At 45.3% G+C, this 23,421-nt stretch carries 28 protein-coding genes, 1 tRNA gene and 1 pseudogene; 5 read left to right on the forward strand and 25 right to left on the reverse strand.

From position 1 onward, the window contains the following. Positions 1–120: 120 nt before the first annotated feature. The 25 genes from ACTO17_RS15660 to ACTO17_RS15780 all read right to left on the reverse strand — a co-directional run bounded on the left by ACTO17_RS15660 (position 121) and on the right by ACTO17_RS15780 (position 19,200). Complete coding sequence (locus ACTO17_RS15660; RefSeq protein WP_465221065.1) at positions 121–321, reverse strand: cysteine-rich KTR domain-containing protein; 201 nt, start codon at positions 319–321, stop codon at positions 121–123. Further along, entirely contained in the window at positions 318–920 is a 603-nt protein-coding gene (locus ACTO17_RS15665) for a hypothetical protein (RefSeq protein ID WP_040469668.1), read from the reverse strand. The genes ACTO17_RS15660 and ACTO17_RS15665 overlap by 4 nt, the downstream gene beginning before the upstream one ends. Next, a complete protein-coding gene (locus ACTO17_RS15670) occupies positions 910–1,494 on the reverse strand; it encodes a TetR/AcrR family transcriptional regulator (protein ID WP_004061278.1) in 585 nt (194 codons plus the stop codon). Before ACTO17_RS15670 ends, ACTO17_RS15665 begins: the two co-directional genes overlap by 11 nt. Before the next feature lie 380 nt (positions 1,495–1,874). Then, positions 1,875–2,027 (reverse strand): hypothetical protein, encoded by a 153-nt coding sequence (locus tag ACTO17_RS15675; protein ID WP_482558579.1) that lies wholly within the window; start codon positions 2,025–2,027, stop codon positions 1,875–1,877. A 586-nt stretch (positions 2,028–2,613) separates the two neighbouring features. Beyond that, positions 2,614–2,687, reverse strand: a tRNA-Pro gene (locus ACTO17_RS15680). A 147-nt stretch (positions 2,688–2,834) separates the two neighbouring features. After that, positions 2,835–2,915, reverse strand: coding sequence for a DUF6783 domain-containing protein (locus tag ACTO17_RS15685; RefSeq protein WP_482558602.1), 81 nt, complete (start codon positions 2,913–2,915; stop codon positions 2,835–2,837). 108 nt (positions 2,916–3,023) lie between these two features. Next, on the reverse strand, positions 3,024–4,370 hold the full coding sequence (locus ACTO17_RS15690; RefSeq protein ID WP_482558580.1) for a citrate/2-methylcitrate synthase: 1,347 nt from the start codon (positions 4,368–4,370) through the stop codon (positions 3,024–3,026). Positions 4,371–4,580: 210 nt separating this feature from the next. Then, positions 4,581–5,021, reverse strand: coding sequence for a MarR family winged helix-turn-helix transcriptional regulator (locus ACTO17_RS15695; protein ID WP_482558581.1), 441 nt, complete (start codon positions 5,019–5,021; stop codon positions 4,581–4,583). A gap of 48 nt (positions 5,022–5,069) precedes the next feature. Then, complete coding sequence (locus tag ACTO17_RS15700) at positions 5,070–6,257, reverse strand: MFS transporter (protein WP_482558582.1); 1,188 nt, start codon at positions 6,255–6,257, stop codon at positions 5,070–5,072. A gap of 145 nt (positions 6,258–6,402) precedes the next feature. Next, positions 6,403–6,528: a hypothetical protein gene (locus ACTO17_RS15705; protein ID WP_482558583.1), complete on the reverse strand. Its 126-nt coding sequence runs from the start codon at positions 6,526–6,528 to the stop codon at positions 6,403–6,405. A 102-nt stretch (positions 6,529–6,630) separates the two neighbouring features. Further along, on the reverse strand, positions 6,631–7,353 hold the full coding sequence (locus tag ACTO17_RS15710) for a DUF4253 domain-containing protein (RefSeq protein WP_482558584.1): 723 nt from the start codon (positions 7,351–7,353) through the stop codon (positions 6,631–6,633). A 78-nt stretch (positions 7,354–7,431) separates the two neighbouring features. Then, a complete protein-coding gene (locus ACTO17_RS15715; protein ID WP_482558585.1) occupies positions 7,432–7,695 on the reverse strand; it encodes a helix-hairpin-helix domain-containing protein in 264 nt (87 codons plus the stop codon). Continuing rightward, positions 7,695–8,069: an MmcQ/YjbR family DNA-binding protein gene (locus ACTO17_RS15720; RefSeq protein WP_482558586.1), complete on the reverse strand. Its 375-nt coding sequence runs from the start codon at positions 8,067–8,069 to the stop codon at positions 7,695–7,697. Before ACTO17_RS15720 ends, ACTO17_RS15715 begins: the two co-directional genes overlap by 1 nt. A gap of 288 nt (positions 8,070–8,357) precedes the next feature. After that, positions 8,358–8,669 carry a PTS sugar transporter subunit IIA gene (locus ACTO17_RS15725; RefSeq protein ID WP_482558587.1) on the reverse strand — a complete coding sequence of 104 codons (312 nt, stop codon included), beginning with the start codon at positions 8,667–8,669 and terminating at the stop codon, positions 8,358–8,360. A 13-nt stretch (positions 8,670–8,682) separates the two neighbouring features. Next, the gene (locus ACTO17_RS15730) at positions 8,683–9,993 is read right to left on the reverse strand and encodes a PTS sugar transporter subunit IIC (RefSeq protein WP_482558588.1); all 1,311 of its coding nucleotides are present in this window, start codon (positions 9,991–9,993) and stop codon (positions 8,683–8,685) included. Positions 9,994–10,024: 31 nt separating this feature from the next. Next, on the reverse strand, positions 10,025–10,336 hold the full coding sequence (locus tag ACTO17_RS15735) for a PTS sugar transporter subunit IIB (protein WP_482558589.1): 312 nt from the start codon (positions 10,334–10,336) through the stop codon (positions 10,025–10,027). A gap of 25 nt (positions 10,337–10,361) precedes the next feature. Beyond that, a complete protein-coding gene (locus tag ACTO17_RS15740) occupies positions 10,362–11,795 on the reverse strand; it encodes a 6-phospho-beta-glucosidase (RefSeq protein ID WP_482558590.1) in 1,434 nt (477 codons plus the stop codon). Between the two features lie 261 nt (positions 11,796–12,056). After that, entirely contained in the window at positions 12,057–12,800 is a 744-nt protein-coding gene (locus ACTO17_RS15745) for a MurR/RpiR family transcriptional regulator (RefSeq protein ID WP_482558591.1), read from the reverse strand. Positions 12,801–12,969: 169 nt separating this feature from the next. Beyond that, entirely contained in the window at positions 12,970–13,689 is a 720-nt protein-coding gene (locus ACTO17_RS15750; protein ID WP_172538770.1) for a MurR/RpiR family transcriptional regulator, read from the reverse strand. A gap of 230 nt (positions 13,690–13,919) precedes the next feature. Next, on the reverse strand, positions 13,920–15,059 hold the full coding sequence (locus tag ACTO17_RS15755) for an ABC transporter permease (RefSeq protein WP_482558592.1): 1,140 nt from the start codon (positions 15,057–15,059) through the stop codon (positions 13,920–13,922). After that, positions 15,056–15,457, reverse strand: a complete 402-nt coding sequence (locus ACTO17_RS15760; protein WP_482558593.1) for a hypothetical protein — start codon at positions 15,455–15,457, stop codon at positions 15,056–15,058. Before ACTO17_RS15760 ends, ACTO17_RS15755 begins: the two co-directional genes overlap by 4 nt. Positions 15,458–15,478: 21 nt before the next feature. Beyond that, positions 15,479–16,351: a carbohydrate ABC transporter permease gene (locus ACTO17_RS15765; protein WP_482558594.1), complete on the reverse strand. Its 873-nt coding sequence runs from the start codon at positions 16,349–16,351 to the stop codon at positions 15,479–15,481. 2 nt (positions 16,352–16,353) lie between these two features. Continuing rightward, positions 16,354–17,226: a carbohydrate ABC transporter permease gene (locus tag ACTO17_RS15770; protein WP_172535774.1), complete on the reverse strand. Its 873-nt coding sequence runs from the start codon at positions 17,224–17,226 to the stop codon at positions 16,354–16,356. A gap of 14 nt (positions 17,227–17,240) precedes the next feature. Beyond that, a complete protein-coding gene (locus tag ACTO17_RS15775) occupies positions 17,241–18,530 on the reverse strand; it encodes an ABC transporter substrate-binding protein (RefSeq protein WP_482558595.1) in 1,290 nt (429 codons plus the stop codon). Between the two features lie 256 nt (positions 18,531–18,786). Continuing rightward, positions 18,787–19,200, reverse strand: a complete 414-nt coding sequence (locus ACTO17_RS15780) for a hypothetical protein (RefSeq protein WP_482558596.1) — start codon at positions 19,198–19,200, stop codon at positions 18,787–18,789. Positions 19,201–19,493: 293 nt separating this feature from the next. Between ACTO17_RS15780 and ACTO17_RS15785 the strand changes: the two are divergent. From ACTO17_RS15785 to ACTO17_RS15805, 5 genes and pseudogenes are all read left to right on the forward strand, one after another. Beyond that, positions 19,494–19,844 (forward strand): annotated as a pseudogene (locus ACTO17_RS15785) (TRAP transporter substrate-binding protein); the annotation flags it as partial. A 109-nt stretch (positions 19,845–19,953) separates the two neighbouring features. Further along, on the forward strand, positions 19,954–20,394 hold the full coding sequence (locus ACTO17_RS15790; protein WP_482558597.1) for an HD domain-containing protein: 441 nt from the start codon (positions 19,954–19,956) through the stop codon (positions 20,392–20,394). 129 nt (positions 20,395–20,523) lie between these two features. Beyond that, on the forward strand, positions 20,524–22,011 hold the full coding sequence (locus ACTO17_RS15795; protein ID WP_482558598.1) for a sensor histidine kinase: 1,488 nt from the start codon (positions 20,524–20,526) through the stop codon (positions 22,009–22,011). After that, on the forward strand, positions 22,008–22,697 hold the full coding sequence (locus ACTO17_RS15800; protein ID WP_482558599.1) for a response regulator transcription factor: 690 nt from the start codon (positions 22,008–22,010) through the stop codon (positions 22,695–22,697). The genes ACTO17_RS15795 and ACTO17_RS15800 overlap by 4 nt, the downstream gene beginning before the upstream one ends. Beyond that, positions 22,694–23,401: an RluA family pseudouridine synthase gene (locus ACTO17_RS15805; RefSeq protein WP_482558600.1), complete on the forward strand. Its 708-nt coding sequence runs from the start codon at positions 22,694–22,696 to the stop codon at positions 23,399–23,401. The genes ACTO17_RS15800 and ACTO17_RS15805 overlap by 4 nt, the downstream gene beginning before the upstream one ends. Positions 23,402–23,421: the final 20 nt, after the last annotated feature.

Below are 23,421 nucleotides of genomic sequence, written 5' to 3' on the forward strand. Positions count from 1 at the left end.
CCGGAATACTGTGGAATTCAGAAAAAGAAGAAATGAGCTGTTATGGAAGCATTACCATAGCAGCTCATTTTTTACAATACGGTTTCTTTTGCATCGCTTACAGTCTTGTCGGCTCTGCGTCTATGCGTCTGGCTCTTTTTTATACAAATTTTTAATAACTGTTACCTGTAAATCTTTTGCGTTAATCAAGCTTTCCTGTTTACATTTCGGACAGTAAAGAGGGAAATTTTTTAATTCTGTATCTGCCCGTATCTGTAATCTTGTTTTGCTCCCGCAAACAGGACAATGTACCCATTCTATTCTTTTCATTATAGACCTCATTCCTTGCAATTACGAAAACGCAAAAAGGATAAAATACCAATAGGACAAAAATAAACGCACCAAAACTCCAATACAGCTATACCTATCCACGTCAGACTATCCGTTTTGAATACTCCGAGCATAGGAATAATCAAACAAGAGATAAAAAACACGCCATGTACCATGAGCAGATATTTCAGCCATTTATCTATCTTTCTCTGTGGTTTTATCGTCAATCCGGCAAATAGTGTAGCTAATGACATAACCCCGTAACCTAACAGGTCATAGTTAAATAGCAATCCATATTGCTGAAAATCAAGAAGTGCAACAGCTTGCTGTGTTAAATCATCTAATCGTACAGTTGTTAGCTGAGCAAAATAAACTAACAAAATAATAGCTGCGTATATGACGGAAAAGGCTACTGAAACACAACCCGCTAATTTTACTTCCTTTTCAGCAAAGTGGGCATATCCACATACCATAGCTACAAAACTGAATGCAATGAACATAGAGAAAAAGTAGCTGCCATAATCAAAGTCAAATAGCATAGACATAGCAAAACAGATTACCGCAATGAAATTAACACAAGAGCTATACACGCCTATTTTCTTATTCATCAATCTGCACCGTTCCTTTATAAAGAATACCAACCAATTTATTGATATATGTTGCCCTATCCTCGGTTTTCGTAAAATCATACCCCAATAATTGTTTGATTGTCTCACTTCCTAAAAATGCCGCCTGCATTGCAACAGTAAGAATAAATACAAACATGGATTTATCCTCATTTGAAATATCATTTCTCAAAGACAGCGAAAAGCCCCGTTGTGTAAGTACAGAATTACAGTTTTCCGTATAATTTTGTAAATCACCCAAAATAGAAATACGTGAAATAGCAGAATGTTCAAACAGAAAATTGAAAACATTAGTAGCACAATCCATTAAGCGTTCTTTATCTGTTTCATATTGGTTCGTCATTTGAAATTCTGTAACTACTTTTCCGATAATGCGCTGCACACATTCCGTTATCAATTTTTCTTTACTACCAAAGTGATAGTTGATTAAACCTAATCCAACATCTGCTTTTGTGGCAATCATACGGGCGGTTATGTCCTTAATGTTGCCGTTATGTTTTTCAATCAATTCCGTTGTAACTTCAATAATGCGATTTTTTACATTGGCATTTTTATCCATAGCAATATTCCTTTCTTGAACAACGTTCAAATATATTGTATTGAACATTGTTCTAAAAGTCAATAGATTTTATGAATTTACTCCATTTTTTACCATTACGAGAAAACGGAATAGCGATAAATTGTTCTATTTTGTCCAATAATAAAATTTTATGAAAGAAAGGAAAGAGGGATTCCGTAGCAGTCGGCATTGTGGGAATGTGTATAACTGGCTATCTCATGGAATTGTGGGTAACTCTGTTTGCAGGACGTGGGAAAGCTGCCCTTTAGCTTTTCCATGTGCTGTGAATAGAGTTATCCATGATTCCATAGCCTGTTATGCACATTTCCATAATGCTTGTCTTTGGTTTCTTTGGTTTGGAATAGTGTGGTGCTGGCGGTCTATCTCTTGTTTTCGGTTGCTTGCTTCTTTACCGTACATGAGCATTTGGATGTGAACTCCAGCAGTTCCCCTTTGGGGAGGGAGAATGTTTCAAACCCAAGCTGCCTGTTCCCTAAATACAATTCGTTGATTACTACTAATTTCCTGCACATATCCTTATCCTCCTGCTTTCTGTCTTTCCCGCTTTTTGTTTTTCCTGTCCCTTACATTTACAATCATAACGCTGGGATATTGCGGTGCATAGACGTGGAAATAGACGGTGTTGCGCCATTGCTTTTAGTGAGTCTGCACGAAAAAAAGGCCATGCATTCCCTTCCGTGGAAAGCACAGCCCAAAAACCTTATTGATAAGGGATCACTATTTTTACTTTTTCCGATAAACCATCCCTATCTTTCTCCATCCCCTTATCCCACATACCCCCCCTATGGCTTTGTAATTTGCCCAAATTCCCCCTTTTCCCCTTATCCCCCTACATTTCCCTACCTATTCAAAAATCCCCTTATTTTCCAGTTTGTTCTATCCCGTACCATACCCATTCCCTTAAAACAAACAGCCAGAAACCCTATCCCCATATATACCGGGATGCCTTTCAAATATCCCCCTGCATACGTCCCGAAAAAATCTGTTGGAATTTTGTTGGCCCGCCCCTGTATTTTACCCCCATGCATACACTCCCAGAAACGCAAAAAAAGGCCGGAAACCCTTGATTTTAAAGGCTTCCGGCACCCCTGCCAAGAATCGATGCGACAGGATTTGAACCTGCGACCTCTGCGTCCCGAACGCAGCGCTCTACCAAGCTGAGCCACGCATCGACATCACTATGGCATAATAACATAATTTTTATAGTTTGTCAATGACTCAATGTTACAAAATTTAGAAAAATCTGTTATTGTACTAAATTTCCAGAGGAAATACAGTCTTTACAGTTATTCTTCCTGCAATTCCTCTGGAAAACTGGTTCATTTTGTAACCTTAGAGCGTGTTTGAAAAATCATTCCCGCCATCTGTATCCCCCACTTAGTGTGATATTTGCGCCAAATTCAGGTTATATAGCCTGCTATGCGCTCTTCATTTGTCACAAATCTCCTGCTAAGTGGAGCATATTACTCCAGCGGTTAAATATCGACGGAGTAATACAAACAGGGCAGCTACTCTTTTTCCTCCATCACGCTCATATAAGCAGGACGGATAATTTTATTCATTCCGATCAGTTCTTCCATCCGGTGGGCGCTCCATCCCACAATCCGGGCAATGGCAAAAATTGCAGTGTACAGTTCCTGGGGAATGCCCAGCATCTCGTATACAAATCCGCTGTAGAAGTCCACATTGGGGCTGACGCCTTTAAAAATCTTCCGTTTGCCGGCAATCAGTTTGGGAGCCAGTTCTTCAATGCTGTTATATAAGAACATATCGTCTCCACGTCCTTTTGCTCCGGCCAGTTTTTCCACGTAGCTTTTAAAAACCCGTTCCCTGGGATCGGAAAGAGAGTATACCGCATGGCCCATACCATAAATCAATCCTTTATGGTCAAAGGTTTCTCCTGCAAGAATTTTGGCGAGGTATGCTTCTATTTCATCTTTGTCATGAACATCCTTAATATTCTCCCGGATATTCGCCATCATCTCCATTACTTTGATGTTTGCGCCGCCGTGCTTTGGCCCTTTCAGGGAGGACATGGCAGCAGCAATGGAAGAGTAAGTGTCTGAACCGGAAGAAGTCACCACTCTGGTGGTAAAAGTAGAGTTATTTCCTCCGCCGTGCTCCATATGCAGAAGCAAAGCTACGTCCAGAACCTTTGCCTCCAGTTTGCTGTACTGTTTATCCGGGCGCAGCATCATCAAAAGATTCTCTGCGGTGGAAAGCTCCGGCTCCGGCCTGTGTATGTACATACTGTCATCATTTTCATAGTGGTTGTACGCATGGTATCCATATACCGCAAGCATGGGGAAAATACTGATTAACTCGATACACTGCCGCAGACTGTTGCTGATTACATCCGGTGAATTCATCTGACCGTCATAAGAAGCCAGTGTCAGAATACTTCTTGTCATCGAATTCATAATATCCCTGGTGGGCGCTTTCATGATGACATCCCTGGTAAAATTGGTGGGAAGTGTCCTGCAATTAGCCATAATTTTGCAGAATTCACAGAGTTCTTCTTCCTTCGGCATTTCTCCAAACAGCAGAAGGTATGCTGTTTTCTCAAAACCGAACCCATTTTCGCCCATCTGCCGCACCAGATTCTGCACATTGTAGCCGCGGTACCACAACTGGCCGTCGCAGGGCGTCTTTACGCCGTTCACATCTTCAAAAGAAACAATTTTAGAAATTGTTGTAAGCCCAGTCAGGACGCCTTTCCCGTTCATGTCACGAAGTCCGCGGTTTACCCCGTATTCTTCAAATAATGCATCCGAAATGCTGTCATTCTTTCTGCAGACTGATTCCTGCTTCATGGCATAATTCATCAATTCATTTTCATTTCTCATAGATTTCATCCCTCCTAAGCCTGAAATATCAATAGTTTCACAGCAGAATCCTTCTGTCCTGAAACATGGTTGATTGTTTAATTTTAAACTATATTATCATAAAATAAATACTCTGCCAACTGATTTTAGAAAGATTTAAGAATTTTTGATAACATTTATGAGTTTACCTGAACAATAATCCAGGAAAACTCATAAATGCTGCGCAGACATGGTGTTCTGTCAGGAATTACGCAGGGCGTTTCTGATATTTTGATTTACTTTTTGGGAAACCTGAAACAGCACCTTCCGTTCCTCTTCGGTGACTCCCTCTAAAATCATGTTATACATCTGGTTTCGCAGCTCCGTTGCCTGTGCGATAATTTCAATCGCCTGTTCCGTCAGTACAAGATGCACACACCGCCGATCCTCTTCATCCTGAACGGTATGGATCAGATCCTGCTTCACCATCCGATCCACCGACTGGGAAATATGCCCTTTGTTAAATAAGTTCAGGCTGCAGATATCCTTTGACGTATTGCGCTCCCCGGACTTGTAAAGAAAATACAGAATATCAATATCGATTTTCCGCAGATGATATTTTTCACGCAATGTTTCGATTTTCCGGTTATATAATGTTTGAAACTGAGTTCCCTGCAATAACCCTTCCAGCATCCAGTCCATCGATACCACCTCATACTTCATTTTTAATTGAATATACCACTTGTCCCGCTAAAATTCAAGCAGTATATTCCAGACCATTACAAACAGCAGAAGCGTCAGGCCGATTCCTGTAAATACCATTGCCAACCCCCAGAGATCCGCCAGAAAACCAGCCAGGGGAAACATAAGAATCATGGCAACGGAAAAGAACATACTGTCCACAGAAATCAGGGTCGCCCGCTGTTCGGAAGGGATTAACTGATTCAGCGCTTCCGATTGTATGGGATAAAGAGCCGAATTAAAAAATCCTGCCGCCGCAAAGGCCGGCGCAGACAGCAATGCATTCTGAAATCCATAACACAAAATCGCAGTGCCTATGGCAAAAGCCGCAACGTTTTTTGTACGCTTTCTGAATTTCCGGTAAATCTTTTCGCTCATTGCCGCGCCCAGACAGGATACAAGACTCACCGCCAGTAAAATCAGGCTGATGGAAGTTTTATTGTATCCTAATTCAAAATAATACTGCTGGCTGTAGAAAAATAATAATGTTTCCGCTGCAAAAACCACCGAATAGTATACAATAATTTTCATAATCCGGGAATCCGATTTCAAAATTCCGAAACTGGCCTTAAAATGCAGGCAGATCATATGGCGGATACTTTCCTGACGCTTTGCCGCGCCAGTGCAGGGAGGCTCTGACATCAAAAGCACCGGCAGCAGCGATGAAACCGCAATCACCAGGCAGACGCTGTAACACCAGAAGTAAGAATAGTCTGCCAGTACGCCTCCCAGCACTGTGGCCAGTCCCTGGGACACCTCTATGATGATATTCAATTTTCCATACACTTTCAGATACTGCTCTTCCTGGCCGATAGACCGCATACTGTCATACACCAGAGCTTCTTCTGACCCGGAATTCAGGTTATTCCCCAATGCCTGTATCGCAAAACTTACCGCAAACAGCCCGAAACTTTTCGAAAACAGCATAATCACGCAGGAGCAGGCGGTACAGATCCTGCTTAAAATCATGCTTCTTTTTCTGCCCAGCAAATCCGCCGCTGCACCGGAAGGGATTTCGCACAGAATGCTGGTTGCGTGATAGATGCCTTCAATGACGCCGATTTCAGCCAGATTCAGCCCGCAGTAGGAAAGATACAGCACCCAGACCACGCTCTGCATATTCAGATTGGTGAGAAAGGCGCTGATATAGTCTAAAGGAAGATTTCTTTTCAATTTTTTTTCTAATTTTAAGTCCATGTGTAATTCCTCTCGTTTTCCATAATAACTGACAATAGAAAAACAGCCTGACACAACGATTGGTTTGTCAAACTGTCTTGAGGATTACTGTATTTTTAACCTGAACATAGAAAGGCGCTTTACAAAAGTTCCGCCGATCATCAGATTACAAAGGCGAAAACTTCCTGGTAAGTGCCTGAAAATAGGCGCAGTAATCCCGTGAACTGGAATTATTGCATGTTTTCGACGCCGCGCTGCTGCTGCAGATTGGCACATAACCAAGCCCGTTCATTCTGCGCTCTCCTTTCAAAATATGTTTAAGTATACCACTCAGAACTCTGTTTTGCAAGGCAGAATTTTGGCGGCGATGCACTTTATGGCTCCATCTGCATCATTAATCCCACCAGAAATACCACACAGTTGAACCTTTAAGTCCCGCCGCCAGTTCTGACAGCTTGCCGCTGCTGGTGCCCTGATCCACTCTGTCGCTGCAGAAGGAATAATGCTCCTTGGCCGCTTCCATGGGGTCTGTTCCATTCAAACCCTGGGGAGCGTAGAATTCCATCACATCTGAAGTAAATGCGGCCGGAACCGCCCCATATTTTTCATACCAGTATTTGCAAATGGAAATCATATCCTCCGGCCCGGGACACTCGTTCCATCCGCCCATGGGCAGATATCCGATGATTTCCCAGGGATTTTTAACAGGAATTTCCAAAAGCAGCGTGTCTGCCGCCAACATTCCGTCATGGAAGGAAATAAATCCGGAAAAACTGCTGACCGTTTCTCCCTCTGTTTCATTCCCCAGGAATTCTTCTGAAGGAATTCCTTCCATATATTCCATAGAGTTCTGAAAATATTCTTCTAAGATTTCTTTGCCGTTGTCTTTACAGCCGGAAATAATCTCTGCTCTGTCATAATCTTCTGCCACAATTTCCGTCAGCCATTCCACGCTTTGTTCCTCCAGTAAAAAAATTGCCGGATAAAACCCTTCTTCCTTTCCTCTTTCAAAGGCTGCTTTGTAGGCCTGTTCCACCAACTGCGGGTCTGAGCCTTTTTCAAATACCTGGTATTGACATTGAAAACTTTCTGCTATTTGGCTGGTTGATTTTTCCATTTTCTTTTCCTCCTGTAAATGTATGGCAGTGTCAGCTTTATATATTTAACCGCCGGAGTAATATTTTTATTTCTGCCTTCAATTTTCCGGGTAGTCTTTATCCTTCCAGTACCACCATTTTAATTTTTCCGGCTCAGGCTGCTCATGTTCTGCATAATATACGGCGCAGCGGTACACATACAGGACGCACCGGTCGTCCTGAAATCCTTTTTTCAGGCAATCCAGATGGTACAGCTCCTCAGGGTTTCTTCCCTTCAGGTCTGCAATGCACTGAATTCCGATATTGTGCAAATGCTGCTCCATATTTTTCCCGACTCCGGGGATTTTTCTCAAGTCACTCATTATTTTCCCTCCAGTTTATTGGATTTAGCCGCTGTCAGCCCGTAGCTTTCATCTATCAGGCTTCGTATTTCATTTTCCGGTACGCTGCCGTCCAGCCGGACGCTGATCCAGTTTTCTTTGTTCATGTGATAGGCCGGATGATATCCTTCCCGCGTCCGCAGGGAACCAATAAGCGCAGGATCACATTTGACATTCATTATTTGTACTGTTCCCTCATCCAAAAGTCCCAGCTTCTCCCGGGAGACTTCCATGATAAGGGCATACCATTTTTGATTGTTCCTGTGCCGCAGCACTGCGTTCTGATCTGCCCAGGGGTAATCCGGCAGCGTGTGATACCGCTGCTTTACGTAGGAAAAAACCTGCTGTCTGTCCATAGCCCTGACGCCCCCTTTCCAAGAGCCCATGAAGTAATATATTATCAGTATACTTAAAAAACGGCGTTAAGACAAGGAGTTTCATTGCTGTGTTTTACCGGTATCTGTCCTTTAACCGTAAAAATAATCGTGCTTTAGCAAACTTTTCTTATTTTAATGCAGCAAAAAAGCAGCCGGAACATGGCATTTACACATAATATATGGTTGTAATCCCTGTAGAATCACAATTATATATTATGGAAATCTGCCATCTTCCGGCCGCCTTACGTTAAGGTATGTTATGCAAATCTAACCCAGCCTTTTGTAGACGTCGATTAATTCCTCGGCCATAATGCGGAATGTCTCTGCGCTCATCAGCTGATCTTCCGCATGCATCAGGATCAGTCCCGCCTCTTTCAGTTCTCCGCCTGCATCCAGGGCCAGCAGGTCTGCATGAATGTGGTGCCCTTCGGTAAAAGCATCATCTCCCTGTTTGATCTGCTCTTTGGCTTCTTCAAATTCGCCTTTTTTGGCGCACTGCACAGCGTTGATAAAACATGACCGTGCTGTTCCCACATATGTAATAATTCCAAAACATGCTGTTTCAAATGCTTCTGACATTTTTTTCACTCCTTTACCAGTCCTCATCTGCTTCCTGTTGTTCTTCTGCTTCTTTCACAAGATTCAGCTTATCTACTCTGCGTACAAAAGGAAAATACAACAGGAACGAAATAATAAATATAATTAGCTGCAAAAGTGCGGTTCGCCAGCCGCCGATCAAAAATCCAGATATAATGGGCGGACAGGTCCAGGGAACCTGTGTGGCCCCATAAAGGGGACAGAGCCCGGTATAAAGGGCTGCATACTGCAGCACGCATGAAATCACCGGCATGGCGATAAATGGAAAGGCCAGCATCGGGTTCATCACGATGGGAATGCCAAACAGAATCGGTTCATTGATATTAAACAATGCCGGTACAAGCTCCAGCCGTCCCAGTGTTTTCAGCTGCTTGGATTTGGCCAGGGCAAACATATAGATCACAAGCCCGATGGTAATTCCTGCGCCTGTGGTATTGATAAATTGATCAAAAAACTGCATGGTTACAATATGTCCCCCGTTTTTTACGGTCAGTTCAATGCCCTGTTCCACCAAAGCCTGATTTTCAAGGCTGTTCGCCTGAAGGATACCTGTCATAATACCGCCCACGATGGTTGAACCGTGCACTCCGAAAAACCATAAAAACGGTGTTAAAAAGCACATCAGAACTGCGCCGCCGATGGAATCCGTCATGCTCTGAAGAGGGGTCTGAATTACATTGTAGATGGCTTCCATAGCGGTGGTGTGAAAGCCCATGGAAAAAATTCCGTGTACAATGGTTGCTCCCAGTACAATAACCGCTCCCGGAATTAACGCTGAAAATGCGTTGGATACGCCGTCGGGAACCCCTGCGGGCATTTTAATCCTGATATTCCGTTTCAGGAACCAACAGTATACAAATCCTACGATAAGCCCGACAATAATCGCTCCCACCATTCCCTGGCCTGCGGTCCAGCCTTTATTGATAATGCCGCCCACTACGTCTCCGCTCTCTGTCACAATAGAAGCCGGCGTCATCATAATAAATACACCCAGGGCTACAATGGCTCCGCTTAAGGGTTCCTGGCCTTCCAGCTTTATATAGTTATAAGAAATACCAAGAACTGCTATCATGGCGCTGATATTGAAGGTTGCGCCGTTGGCCTGCTCCAGCACTGCTTTGATTCCTGTCTGCTCCAGAACATCCACCACTGCCTGAATGGGAAAGTTGGTAATAATCAGAAATACAGAGCCTACGATTAACAGCGGCATGGAATACACCATACCATCTTTGATGGCCTGTATGCCCTTCATGTTAATAAACGCCATAATCCTGGGGATTATTTTTTCATTCATTAGTTTTTCCATTTCTCATTTCCTCCGACATTCCTGAATCTTCTTACTTGCCTGACGCCAGTTGAAACGCAAACTTCAGAACATTCATCCCATTGCACATTCCATAATCTGCCATTGGTATTACGTCCACAGGCACGCCTTTCCCGCCGCAGATCTCTTTTGCCTTGGAAAGCTGATAACCGACCTGAGGCCCTAAAAGCGCCACATCCGCTTCTCCGATCAGCCGTTCCATGTCAAGGATTGGATATGCCTTGATATCCACCTCTTTTCCTTTTTCCTTTGCCGCCTCTTCCATTTTTTTCACCAACAGGCTCGTTGACATTCCATTTGCGCAAAACAATCTTATTCTCAGCATATTTGCTCCCTCCTGCCATTGATAGTTATAAAATTTCTCCGTTGCTTTCAATTACTTTCCGGTACCATTCAAAAGAATCTTTCCGAATTCTCTTTAAAGTGCCGGTTCCCTGATTGTCTTTGTCCACATAGATAAAGCCATAGCGTTTTTCCATCTCGCCGGTTCCTGCGCTTATCAAATCAATGCATCCCCAGGGCGTATATCCCAGGACAGGAACTCCATCCAGAACCATCGCTTTTTTCATTTCTTCAATATGCTTCCTGAGATAATCCACCCGGTAACTGTCATGTATCTCCCCATGCTCCAGCTTGTCGTAAGCCCCAAATCCGTTTTCCACAATAAATATGGGTTTGTGATACCTCTGATGCAGCAGATTCAGGGAATACCGGAGACCCTGAGGATCAATCTGCCATCCCCAGTCGCTTTTTTGCACGTATGGGTTGCGGGCAAGATAAATGCCTTCTGCCGCCTTGACACTGTCCTCTGTCGGAACACTGCTGATGGCGCCGCTCATATAATAACTGATACCAATATAATCCACGCATCCTTCCCGGAGGCTTTGTTTGTCATCCTCTGTAATGTCAAGGCAGATGTGGTTCTCTCTGCGGAAGGCTTCCATATAAGCAGGATATTCTCCAAACACATGCAGGTCCCCATAATAATACAAACGATGCTCCATCGCAATCTGTGCCGCAATCTCATCCTGAGGAGAACAGGTTCTTGGATAAAAGGGAACCATAGCAAGCATACATCCAATTTGGAACTCAGGATTAATCTCATGTCCGATTTTCACCGCCTTGGCGCTGGCTACCATCTCATAGTGTACGGCCTGCTGAAGCACTGTCTGTATATCTTCTTCCTTTTCATAAAGAATTCCTGAATTGGTCCAGCCGCCCCATGCGTTCTGGACACTGGACTGGTTATTGATCTCATTAAAGGTCATCCAGTATTTTACTTTATCTTTATAGCGTTTCATAACTGTTTCAGCAAACTTGACAAAAAATCCGATGAGTCTGCGGTCCCGCCAGCCGCCGTAATTTTCCACAAGATGATAAGGCATCTCAAAATGGCTTAATGTGATCACCGGCTCTATCTTGTATTTCAGCAGTTCATCAAACAGATTATCATAAAATTGAAGCCCTTCCTCATTGGGTTCGCTCTCGTCTCCATTTGGAAAAATTCTCGTCCATGCAATGGAGGTCCGAAAACATTTAAATCCCATCTCGGCAAACAACCGGATATCCTCCGGGTATCTTGTGTAGAAATCAATGGCTTCATGGTTGGGATAATAGCGGTCTTTTAATATCCCTTTCGTAATTTCCCGGTCTGTTCCGTTGGCTCCGGCAGTCATGACGTCTGCAATGGATATCCCTTTTCCCCCTTTGTCATATGCTCCCTCCAGCTGATGGGCAGCCGCTGCGCCGCCCCATAAAAAATCATGTGGAAACTTTTGATTCATGCCCTCCTACTCTCCTTATTTTAATTTGTGCTCTGGTTTCCCACCCGGTCAGAAAGCAGATAACTGCAAAAACTGATTTTGGGCCGGATGGAGTATGAAGTTCCACATGAGCGCTCATGTTCTATGGAAATAGTATCATATATCCTTGTCTTTTCAATTGTTTTTCATGATTTTGACATATATTTGATCAAATGAAATTTGTTACATAAAAAAAACAGACACAAAATGCATCTGTTTTTCCGATGAACGCAAAAGAGTTCTTTATTTTAAAAATTTCTGTATTCGGGCAGTCAGCTTTTCCAACAAATATACCGTCGGAATCTGTGACACTGGCTCCAGTTCTCCGTTTCCAAAGTCTCTGGAAACTTCAGGCATATAACAGGGAAAAATAATATCCGATATCTGTGCAGCCGGACATTGTTCCGCATTGGTTATGCTGATCAAGGCTGCCCCTGCCTTTTTATAGCTGTTCATCCCGGAGATAATTTCTTCACTGTCTCCCTGGGAGGACAGGATCAGGACTGCAGTTTTGGTTTCTCCGCCCGGGCAGACTGCTTTGCATCCTCTCTCTGCTAAGAAAGCCGCTTTGCCGATGCTGCTGAACAGATATGCGCCGTAGCGGATCAGCATGCCGCTGCCTCCGTCTCCGGACAGAATAATCTGATCTGCATTTGCGCAAAGTTCAGCCGCCTGAAAGAGTTTTTCTGCAAAGGCAGGATCGTCTGCAGAAGAATTGATATACTGGACTGCCGGAACAACATCAAAATTTTCGTCTTTGCTCTGGGCGCCGGCAGCCTGTCTGAGACGGTATTTCAGTTCCGTGTAGCCGCTGCAGCCTACTTTTTCACAGAACCGGAGGACGGTTGTTGTGGAAACGCCCACTTCGCCTGCAAGCTGCCGGATATTCATCTCATACGCCGTATTTAGATGAGAAGCGATAAAATTATAAACCCGGAATTCTCCCGGGTTCATCCCCTTGAGCTGTTCATAAGAGAAAAGTCCCATGGCAGATCCTCCGTTTCTGTCTGTTCTGTATCCAGAAAGCATTTCCAGACGCGTTCTAATACTACAGCGGACTTTTTATATTTGGACTACGGACAGAACTGCCGGATTGCCCTTTGACACACAATCCGGCAGTTCTTGTGTATCGAAATATAGATTGTTCACTGTAGTACTAACCATTATACAGTTTTCTGGCTAATGCCTCAATAATGTACAGCACGGGAATCTGCGTCGTTACATTTCTGTCATTCACCATTTTCTCTGTTACATGGTAAGAAATGTTGCAGTCTGCCATCTTCGCAAGTACGGAATTCCCGTTATTTGTAATGGAAATCAGCGTGCTTCCCCGTTGCTGAAGCTGCGATGCAATATAAACGGTCTGCTTGGTCGTTCCTGATTCAGAAAGGGCGATAGTTACTGTGTCCTCCGACATATTCTGCAGAACCGGCTGCCAGGGGTCGTCGATAAACAGGCTGAACTGGCCCACATTGGAAAAATACCTGGCGCCGTACCTTCCCAGAATTCCGGAAGATCCAATCCCGATAAATATGGTACACCGTGACCCTGCCAGATATTGATGGGCTTTGCTGATACTGTCCTGGAAATCTGCGGAGCGGACTCTTGCCATAAAGCTCTGCAGCTCCATTCCGCTGTCATCTTTTATCGCCGCACGCTCTCCCTTCAGATATTCCCTGTATCGAAGCTTCCATTCGCTGTACCCTTCGGCTCCACTTTTTTTACAGAACCGGAGAACTGTGGCTGTGGAAACATGGGCTGTATCCGCCAGCTCCTTGATGGTCATTTTGCCGACTTGCTCTTTATTTTTCACAATACAGTCATAAACTGCGAAATCAAGCTCCGTAAATCCTTCCATCATTTCCTTCGTAAACATACTCATCACCGCCATGATGTTTTTATGTGTTCCCGTTGGAACGTTCTCCCAGGGGGCCAGTTCTGCTTGAGGAACGCATCTGTGTCTTTGTGGGTTAAGTATATCATGAATGGAAATGATAGGATATAGGCTTTTTCAAAAAATTATGGAGAATTTCCCAAAGAAGAGGGTATATTTTTCCATTATCGCAGATTTTGGTTTTGTTGATAATAAATTCCATTTGCTATTTATTATAGCTTTTTGTGAAACGGACGGGCTTGGGACGATAATTTCACCCGGAGCAGACTCATACAGGCTCCCGCCAGGCTGCGGCACCCCGCCCAAAACAGCGGAATTGCCAGAACCAGAAGCCCAGTCTCCGCGCACAGGTACACGGCGCAGATTCTTGAAAAATCTCTGACGCGTCCATCTGCGTTTATCTGCTGTATCCCGCCTGTGATCTGACTTCCGTAATACGCAAAATCAAAAATGTTGTTCTCCGGCAGGTACACGGCGGGGATGCGCACAAGCTGCAGAAGAAGCCAAAAGCCGGTCATTGCAAGAAAGAACGCGCAGACACCCCAGACGGCGGCAGGCCCTCTCTGCGTTCCAGGCTCCCTGCATTCATAGGCAGAAATAAGTTTCTGGTAGGAGATTATGCATAAGCGCAGAATGAACCACAATCCCGCCAAAAAGAGCCCCAGAAGCAGAAGGGCCTCTCCCAGCTGGTGCAGGCGTCCCAAATCATGCATTTCCCCTTCCAGGGGGATTCCCATCGCCACGGCCGTTTCCTGCCGCTGCTGCCGGGCCGTTTTCCCGGCCTCCGCCTTTATCAGCAGACTCTCCGCCGGCGTGTCCGTGCGCTCCGGGGCGTTGCCGTAGATGACGGGGAGGCTGGCGGAGCCCAATTGGGTGAGTGCGCCGCCGTCCTTATAAACTCCGCAGACTTTAAATTCTCTTCCGTTTACGAGCAGTATCTTTTCTCCGCTTTTTTCTTCAAACAGCGTTTTGAAAAGGCTTTCCGGAATTACTGCGGAAGGTTCTTTGGAACCGTCAGCCGGAAAATATCCCCCTTCACAAAACTGCAGGTTTAGGTATGCTCCGTAATTGGGCGTTGTCATCTGATAATATGCGGAAATGGTTTTGCTTTGGGCGTCGTCTGAAGCCTGCGCCCGGGTTCCTACGCCGGCAGCGGCAAAGGAGTCCCCTTCGGCGAAAGAAAAGGCCTGGGCCATGGAAACGTTTAATCCCTGGACGTCATACACCTCTATGGCTGCAGGCGTCTGTTTTTTTAAATCGCCGCTGACAAAAGCCGCCGCACAGAACAAAAATCCAGAAACAGACAGGCAGACCGCGCCGTATATAAAAGATCGAAGATTCTTTTTTCTCATTCCAGAACACACCTCACAGTCTCATCATCGGACAGCCTCCGGCTTGGATACACCGCCAGGGTCTGCCCGCTCAGGTCCCCTTCCAGAACACAGAAGTCATAATCCTCACTGTATATATGGACTTGGGTTTCCTCCACATACAGCTCCGTTCCCCACGGCCCCTCTCTTCTTTGCAGCAGCATCACACAGGGCTCCCCGTTTAAGTTTGTGAAAATGCAGGCGGGAGAAACCTTCACCACTGTGATCCCGTCAGCCATTTTTAAGGCGGGCGGAACGGTCTCGGTGCGCACCTCCGTCAGCAGCAGAGTTTCAATCCTGTGGGCCATGACGGTACACAGAGCCAGGACGATGAACAGCGCCGTTGCCGCCCGCACCGCAAATTGTTTTAAATTCTTCATAAGCCTTTGTCCTTTCCCCTGTCATCTCACTCCTGACAGCTCAATTCCCCGGGCCAGTTCCTCGTGGAAAAAGAAAAACAGCAGGAGTATGGGCAGCGCCGCTAAGACGCCGCACACGAAAGACAGCTCAAAATTCACCTGGTTCACGCTTGCGAGAAACACGGAAAGGGGATACCTTAAAATGTCGTTTAAAAAGGTGATGGGCTGCTCCACCATGTTCCACGCATCTACAAAGGATAAAAGAAATACGCTGACGATTCCGCCTTTCCCTATGGGGGCCATGATCCGGAGCAGTATCTGGAGCGTTCCCGCGCCGTCTAACTTTGCCGCGTCCAGAATCTCATCCGGTATCCCCTGAAAAATCTGGGTCATGAACACCGTCCCAAAGGGCAGGAAGGCCATGGGCAGAATCAGTGCCAGCCAGGTGTCCAAAAGCTTCAGCCCGTCCAGAATAATGTAATTGGGCACAAGGGTCACCTGCACAGGCATCATCATCAGCACCATCAGCAAAAAGAACGTCCCTTTCTTAAAAGGAAGCGGATATTTGGCGAAGGCAAATCCCCCTAGCGCACTGACGAGAATCTGCCCTGCCGAAATGGCCAGGCACAGAAACAGGCTGCGCCAGAACTTCATCAGGTAATCGGTGCTTCTTAAAAACACCATGTAATAGCCTTCCAGAGAAAAAACGTCCGGGACAAGATGAAACGCTGCAGCCGCATGTTCGTCCTGCCGCATGGCCGCCGCGTAATAATGGCTGATTTCGGCCGGGGACATAAAGCTGTTGCACAGGGTATAGACTGCGGGAAACAGCACCAGAGCCCCGATAAACAGGAAAAAGGCAGCGCTCAAAGCCTGTGAAACATACTTGGAATTTGTGTGATTTGGCCGTTTCATCCTCATTCCTCCCTGTATCTGTTTTGAAAAACGTATAATCCGCACAACAGGACGAGCAGAACCAGAAGGAGCATGATTGCCGCCACGCTTAACCTCTGATAATTCAGGTTCTCGAAATTGTTGTTCAGAAAATGCTGTATCATGTAGATGCTGTCATGGGGATGCTTCCCGCCCAGAAGAAAGGCTTCCCGGTAGGATTTGAAAGCGTTTACAACGCCCATGACTGCCGCCAGGAAAAGGTGCGGGATCATCATCGGCAGGGTGATGGAAACAAATTTCTGCAGGCTTCCGGCTCCCTCCATGGCGGCGGTCTGGTAAAATTCCTCCGGAATCACATTCAGGCCGGACAGCAGCAGGATCACGCTGTAGCCAAAGCTTTTCCAAAGGTACAGCCCCAGCAGGACATAAAAGGCGTTGGGGCCGTCCAGCCATTGGGCGATGGGGATTCCCAGGGAGGACAGCCAGTTGTTCAGAATGCCCGCCTCAGCGAAAAACACCTGGATCACCATGACGACGCTTGCGATGGGAAGCACCAGCGGCAGCAGAAGGAGGCAGCGGAAAAACCGGCTTCCTGTCAGTCCTTTTTTGATCGCCAGCGCCAGAGAGAAGCTCAGCGCCAGATTGGAAGCGACGCCCACGGCCAGAAACCGCAGGGTGTTTGCTGCCGCCAGCTGGAACGCGCGGGAGGAGAACACGTCTTTATAATTCTCCAGACCCGCAAAGTAGGCCCCGCCTACGCCAAAGGTGAAGGAATACCTGATGCAGATGGCAAAGGGCAGCAGGAAGAACAGGAAGGTTCCAAGCAGGACCGGAGCCGCCAGCCACATTCCCGCCAGTTTTTTTCTTCTTTCCAGTAAATGGCGTCCATCCTTCATTTTGGGCCTCCTTCTCATTCGTCAAAATAAAAGCGCAATTCATTTTTTAAGTCATCCAGCTTTTTTTCCACGGAACTGTTTTCACTTGTCATAAAGATGGTGTCAAAGACCAGAGAGTTCTCGTATTGGCAGAACCGGGCCGTGGTGATCTGCTGCGTCAGCTGGAACAGTTCCTCCGCCTTCTCAGCAGCTGCTTTCTGATATTCTTCGCCAGAGTCAAACCGGCGCTGATATGCCGGCACAAAAGCATTGTCATTGACAGGGAGGGCCGTGGGAATCCTTTTGATGTTAAGGTTTTCCCAGCCGGTGCTTCCCTGCATTTCATCGGACAGCAGGAAGGCCAAAAACTCGCCTGCCTGGGAAGCGCACGCGCTGTTTGCCCGGACTGCCGCAAACATATTTACCTGTGCGTTGATCCCTCCCTCCCCATTTGGGAATGGCAGAAACGTAACGTCTATGCCGGAGGTGAGAGAGTTTTGGACAAAGGTTTCGAATGAATTGACGGCATAATGCCCCATCAGCGCAACATTAGGCAGCTCAGGTACCTCTTCAGAAGAAAATTCCTGTCGCTCTGCTAACAGTTCTGTCAAATCCTGCAATTCTTTAGAGAACGTAATGGATTTTTCTTCATAATCTAAAACAGGCGTTCCAAAAAGCCCCGGTATATAGTCTCTCAATAAGAATTCGGAAGGAAACTTTTCCACCCCTGTTTGATTGGCAGCCTCTTCCAGGAATTGAGCCGGCTGGTCAGAAGTCGGTTTCCAGTCTCCCAGCATGTCGTCTGTCACGGCAATGCCTGTCAGCATATACCCCAGGGGCAAAAAGTATTGTTTCCCATCAATTTCCCCGGCTTTCAGCACCGTCTGGTTCAGCGGCAGATCTTTTAACCCGTCCATCACCGTATTCAGGTCTAAAAACACGCCGTTGCAGCTGCTTTTTATCATATCCGGCAGCGCTTCGTTACTTTCATCCAGAAGAAAAACATCCGGCCCCTTGCCCGCCATAATCTGCATCTGCATGTCCTGCACCGCTTTTTTGTTTTTCTCCGTTTTTTCCGTAGGCGTATTGTCAATATAAGGAACTATCTCGATCTTCACCTCTATTTCAGGATGGAGCTTGCTGTATTTTGATACTGCCTTCCGGTAAAATTCTTCCTGTTGTTCTGAAATGGCAATTACCATCTGCTGCTGGTCTTTGCCGCCTTCTGCCGCCTTTTTTCCAGAAGAGAGACTAGACGGCTGACAGGCCGCAAGGAAACATACACATAAGAGTCCTGCCAAAATAAGCGTTGATTTTTTTTTCATATTCACTGCCTCCTGATTGTTTTTGAAAAAGAGCAGCTTAAATCAACTTGTTTGGAATCATTGATTTAAGCTGCCGTAAATATAGTTTAAAATTTTAATAAAAAGTGATGCAAGTCTTTAAATCATTTTGTTTTGGTACTGCTATGAAAGCCCTTGGCTTCCATAGTATGGATGGCCATGTGGCCCGCCGGACGGCAGGCTGTGCATGATGAGGGTTTATATATTGGCTTAACGAAATATACAGTTAACGCATAAATTAACGATGCCCATGACACTCTGTCACAGCGCCGGTATAGGTATCCCATGACTGGCTTTTATAGGAGCACAGGCCATCGGAACACTGGTATTGGTAAGAAGTATATTTCTTATAAACCAAATCGTCTCCGTAGGGATATCCGTGTGCGCAGGTTACACTGTCAGGTCCTACTTCATAATCTCCCAGCTTAACCGTGCTGGACGTCATTTTTCCGCAATATTCGCATTTCTGCGGCTGTTTTTCCTCTAAAATAGCCTGGGATGCTGATACGGACGTTATAAGCGTTGAAGAAACTGCAGACAACAGCACCCGCGGCTGCCGTTCTTTTGATACTGTCTGGGATGCTGATACTGGCAATGTCAGTGTGAAAAACATCACACATAATACCAGGATAGAAGTTAATTTTTTCTTCATGCTGTTCCTCCTTTTCTGAATCGCTTGCTCACTTTCCAAATTTTGTCTGTAAAATATTGAAGTTTTCTATCTATTGATTTATTGTAGCAGATTGGTAACGCGATGACAAGTACTAGAGCGAACCTTTTATATTTGGATACGGACAGAGCTGCCGGATTAATAGTGTCACACAACGCCGAAAAGCTCCCGATACTTCAATGGCATATACCCCACCCGTTTCAGAAATAAATCTGAAAAATGCGTGGTATTATCATATCCGATTTTTCTTGTGATGGAAACCGGAGAATCCTTATGAAGTCATTGTCTCAAATAAGCTTTACGAACAGCAGGATTATGTTGTGGAGACCAATCATCTTCCCCATCTTATTTCCCTGATTGTAAACGATGATTTTTTTAAGAATCTTTCCCAGGAAGAGCAGGCAATTATGCCAGAGGCGGCAGAGATTGCAACGGAATATGCCAGAGAGCAGTCTGACGAGAGAATTGCGGACCGCATTGCGGTAATTGATGAAAGCGGGACGCAGGTTCTCACACTTTCTGACGAAGTGAGAAATAAAATTACTGAAAAATTGAAGAGCGTATATGACTCCATTCAGGAGGCTGTTTCAGAGGACATTTATAACACATATCTCAATGCTGAATAATGTTGGAACTCCGAATCAAGGCAGCCCGGGAACCTTTGCATTTTAAGGCTTCTCGGGTTGTCTTTTTCATGTTATAATAAAAAACAACGGTCTGAAAGGGGAGATTGCCTTGATTTATACACCATTGACAAAAAAAGCCATGAAAATTGCCTACGACGCCCATCACGGGCAGCAGGACGCCGGCGGGGTTCCCTATGTGCTTCATGCGGCCCATGTGGCAGAACAGATGAAGGAAGAAATTACAACATGCGCCGCCCTTCTCCATGATGTGGTGGAGGATACGGAGCTTACGTTAGAACAGTTGGAGCAGGAATTTCCGCCGGAGGTCACAAAACTGGTGGCGCTGCTTACGCACGATCCCCGGGAGGATTATTTTGAATATATTCGGAGAATAAAAGGAAATCATGCTGCAAAACAGATAAAGCTGGCAGATCTGAAACATAATTCAGACGAAAGCAGATTGTCAGGCTTTGCCCTGGTGACAGAGGCCAAACAGGAGGCATGGCGCAAAAAATATAAAAAGGCGCGGGAAATCTTAATGGAAGAATGAAAATACAGCTTTATAATTTTTCAGCCGTTTACTGCTGTTTTATACTAATTTAATAAAATTTTAGAAAATTTCCATAGGTTTTTTTATGGAAACTGTTATAATAGAATTTATCGGAGGTTGCAGCAGTTTATGAAATTAAGAACCAGATTAATAATATCCTTCTGCCTGATTATATTTGTGCCGGTTTTGCTGGCAGTAGCGACGGTATGGGGATTTGGGCAGTATCAGATGAAAACAGTGCGCCAGATTTATAATGTAGACGGAAGCGCATATGATTATTTTATCAATTCTTTTAAAGTACTCAGTCATTTTACCAAAAAGGATTATGAAAAATTACAGAAGGTTGCTGAAAAAACACCGGAGAAGCTGGAGGATACAGCCTATCTGGATGAAATTAACCTTGAACTGGAAGAGAAATATTCCTATTTAATTCTGCGAAAGGATCAGGAGCTGATTTATAAGGGGAAAGAAGATCATGCTTTTCCGGAAGAAAATCTGCCGGAATATGACAGTGAAGCCGTTCCAAGGGCAGGTTCAGGATTTTACATTGAAGGGGACGAACAGGCATTGGTGAAGCAGATAGATTTTACATTTCCGGGGGGAGCCCAGGGCAGTATATTTATTGTTACTGCAATGGAACAGATTTTGCCGGATGTGAAAGGAATGCTGCTGGATTTGATGATTTCCGTGGTATTGATTCTGATTTTTACCGCAGGAATGCTGACGGTCTGGATTTATCAGGGCATTATCAACCCGATACATAAATTGGAAGTGGCTGCTCAGAATATTAAAGCAGGCAATCTGGATTTTACCATTGATGCGGAGGGCAGGGACGAGATAGGAGAACTGTGCCGGAGCTTTGAGGAGATGCGGTACCGCCTGAAAGAGTCAGAAGAGGAGAAGATCTTCGGAGAGAAAGAGAATAAAGTTTTGATCAGCAATATTTCCCATGATTTAAAAACTCCCATTACCGCCATTAAAGGATACGTAGAGGGAATTATGGACGGTGTGGCCGATACGCCGGAAAAGCGTGACAAATACATCCGCACCATTTATAACAAGGCAAATGAGATGGACATGCTGATCAATGAACTGACGTTGTATTCCAAAATCGACACCAACCGGATTCCCTATAATTTTAACCGGATTAACGTGGCGGATTATTTTGACGACTGTGTGGAGGAAGTGGGCCTGGATCTGGAGGCTAAGAACATAAAGCTTAATTATATCAATTATGCGGAGAAAGACGTGCTGATTATCGCAGATCCGGAGCAGCTTCGGCGCGTGATTAACAATATTATTGGGAATTCCGTCAAGTACCTGGACAAAGAACAGGGATTTATCAATATCCGAATCCGTGATGTGGGAGATTTTATCCAGGTTGAAATTGAGGATAATGGAAAGGGCATTGCGGCCAAAGATCTGCCCTATATTTTTGACCGGTTTTACCGCACGGACGCGTCCCGGAATTCAGCCACCGGAGGCAGCGGCATCGGACTGTCCATTGTGAAGAAAATTATCGAAGACCACGGAGGAAAGATTTGGGCGAACAGTAAAGAAGAGACCGGAACCATTATGTATTTTGTGATCCGGAAATATCAGGAGGTAATAAGTTGAGCAAAGTATTGATTATCGAAGATGAAGTGGCGATTGCTGATTTGGAAAAGGACTATCTGGAATTAAGCGGCTTTCGTGTGGAAATTGAAAATAACGGCAATCAGGGACTTGCAAGGGCGCTGAGCGAAGAATTCGATATGTTTATTCTGGATTTAATGCTGCCGGGAGTAGATGGGTTTGAAATCTGCAAGAAAATCCGGGAGAATAAGAATACTCCCATTCTGATGGTGTCAGCCAAGAAAGATGATATCGACAAAATCCGCGGTCTGGGGCTTGGGGCGGACGATTATATCACGAAGCCTTTTTCTCCCAGCGAGCTGGTGGCAAGGGTGAAGGCGCATCTTTCCCGGTATGAACGCCTGATCAACAGCAGCGTCCAGGAAAACGACGTCATTGAAATCCGGGGCCTGAAGATAGACAAAACCGCAAGACGTGTCTGGGTAAATGAAGAAGAGAAGCAGTTTACCACGAAAGAATTTGATTTGCTGACTTTTTTAGCTCAGAATCCCAACCGGGTTTTTTCCAAGGAAGAACTGTTCAGCCAGATTTGGGACCTGGAATCGGTGGGCGACATTGCCACTGTTACTGTGCACATTAAGAAAATCCGTGAGAAAATTGAACTCAGCACCACCAAACCCCAGTACATTGAGACCATCTGGGGCGTAGGTTACCGGTTTAAAGTATGATGAAAATTATTTATGAGGACAGTGAAATAATTGTCTGCCACAAGATGCCCGGCGTTCCTGTGCAGACTGCCAGGACAAGACAGCAGGATATGGTCAGTATGCTGCGCAATTATTTGGTGGATCAGGGAGAAGCTGCGGAAATTTATGTGATCCGCCGTCTGGATCAGCCGGTGGAAGGGATTATGGTATTTGCAAGAAATGCCCGGGCAGCAGCAATTCTGAGCCGTCAGGTGCAGGAAAAGAGCGTGGAGAAACAATACCTTGCTTTGGCAGAAGGACAATTTCCGGAAAAAACAGGGCATTTGGAGGATTATCTTTTAAAGGATGGAAAGAATAATACTTCTCAGGTGGTTCCTAAGGGGACGAAAGGCGCAAAAGCCGCCAGACTTTCTTATGAAGTGGAGAAAGTTATTTTAAAATCAGAACAGTCCGCCGGTATTTTTGAGACTTCATGCCAAAGCGACAGCGTCAGCCTTCTGCGTATCTGGCTGGATACCGGGCGCCATCATCAAATCCGGGTGCAGATGGCCCATGCAGGACATCCGCTGGTGGGAGATAAGAAATATAATCAGAATTGCCCGAAGGGCTATATGCCTGTGGGGTTGTGCTCCGTCCGCACCTCTTTTCGGCATCCGAAAACCGGAGAATGGATGGAATTTGCCGCAGAGCCGGAAGGCAAATTATTTATGGAATTCAAAGAGTGAAATCTTTGCCGGAAAGAAAA

Source organism: Petralouisia sp. (genome assembly GCF_056822245.1).

Bases quoted from the DNA above. Each gene is read 5' to 3' on its own strand.
- ACTO17_RS15695 (WP_482558581.1), bottom strand. From the start codon at position 5,021: ATGGACTGGATGCTGGAAGGGTTATTGCAGGGAACTCAGTTTCAAACA.
- ACTO17_RS15765 (WP_482558594.1), bottom strand. From the start codon at position 16,351: ATGAAACGGCCAAATCACACAAATTCCAAGTATGTTTCACAGGCTTTG.
- ACTO17_RS15670 (WP_004061278.1), bottom strand. From the start codon at position 1,494: ATGGATAAAAATGCCAATGTAAAAAATCGCATTATTGAAGTTACAACG.
- ACTO17_RS15700 (WP_482558582.1), bottom strand. From the start codon at position 6,257: ATGGACTTAAAATTAGAAAAAAAATTGAAAAGAAATCTTCCTTTAGAC.
- ACTO17_RS15770 (WP_172535774.1), bottom strand. From the start codon at position 17,226: ATGAAGGATGGACGCCATTTACTGGAAAGAAGAAAAAAACTGGCGGGA.
- ACTO17_RS15715 (WP_482558585.1), bottom strand. From the start codon at position 7,695: ATGAGTGACTTGAGAAAAATCCCCGGAGTCGGGAAAAATATGGAGCAG.
- ACTO17_RS15660 (WP_465221065.1), bottom strand. From the start codon at position 321: ATGAGGTCTATAATGAAAAGAATAGAATGGGTACATTGTCCTGTTTGC.
- ACTO17_RS15675 (WP_482558579.1), bottom strand. From the start codon at position 2,027: ATGTGCAGGAAATTAGTAGTAATCAACGAATTGTATTTAGGGAACAGG.
- ACTO17_RS15780 (WP_482558596.1), bottom strand. From the start codon at position 19,200: ATGAAGAAAAAATTAACTTCTATCCTGGTATTATGTGTGATGTTTTTC.
- ACTO17_RS15725 (WP_482558587.1), bottom strand. From the start codon at position 8,669: ATGTCAGAAGCATTTGAAACAGCATGTTTTGGAATTATTACATATGTG.
- ACTO17_RS15745 (WP_482558591.1), bottom strand. From the start codon at position 12,800: ATGGGACTTTTCTCTTATGAACAGCTCAAGGGGATGAACCCGGGAGAA.
- ACTO17_RS15710 (WP_482558584.1), bottom strand. From the start codon at position 7,353: ATGGAAAAATCAACCAGCCAAATAGCAGAAAGTTTTCAATGTCAATAC.
- ACTO17_RS15805 (WP_482558600.1), top strand. From the start codon at position 22,694: ATGATGAAAATTATTTATGAGGACAGTGAAATAATTGTCTGCCACAAG.
- ACTO17_RS15775 (WP_482558595.1), bottom strand. From the start codon at position 18,530: ATGAAAAAAAAATCAACGCTTATTTTGGCAGGACTCTTATGTGTATGT.
- ACTO17_RS15755 (WP_482558592.1), bottom strand. From the start codon at position 15,059: ATGAGAAAAAAGAATCTTCGATCTTTTATATACGGCGCGGTCTGCCTG.
- ACTO17_RS15730 (WP_482558588.1), bottom strand. From the start codon at position 9,993: ATGGAAAAACTAATGAATGAAAAAATAATCCCCAGGATTATGGCGTTT.
- ACTO17_RS15705 (WP_482558583.1), bottom strand. From the start codon at position 6,528: ATGAACGGGCTTGGTTATGTGCCAATCTGCAGCAGCAGCGCGGCGTCG.
- ACTO17_RS15795 (WP_482558598.1), top strand. From the start codon at position 20,524: ATGAAATTAAGAACCAGATTAATAATATCCTTCTGCCTGATTATATTT.
- ACTO17_RS15750 (WP_172538770.1), bottom strand. From the start codon at position 13,689: ATGTTTACGAAGGAAATGATGGAAGGATTTACGGAGCTTGATTTCGCA.
- ACTO17_RS15690 (WP_482558580.1), bottom strand. From the start codon at position 4,370: ATGAAATCTATGAGAAATGAAAATGAATTGATGAATTATGCCATGAAG.
- ACTO17_RS15760 (WP_482558593.1), bottom strand. From the start codon at position 15,457: ATGAAGAATTTAAAACAATTTGCGGTGCGGGCGGCAACGGCGCTGTTC.
- ACTO17_RS15720 (WP_482558586.1), bottom strand. From the start codon at position 8,069: ATGGACAGACAGCAGGTTTTTTCCTACGTAAAGCAGCGGTATCACACG.
- ACTO17_RS15735 (WP_482558589.1), bottom strand. From the start codon at position 10,336: ATGCTGAGAATAAGATTGTTTTGCGCAAATGGAATGTCAACGAGCCTG.
- ACTO17_RS15740 (WP_482558590.1), bottom strand. From the start codon at position 11,795: ATGAATCAAAAGTTTCCACATGATTTTTTATGGGGCGGCGCAGCGGCT.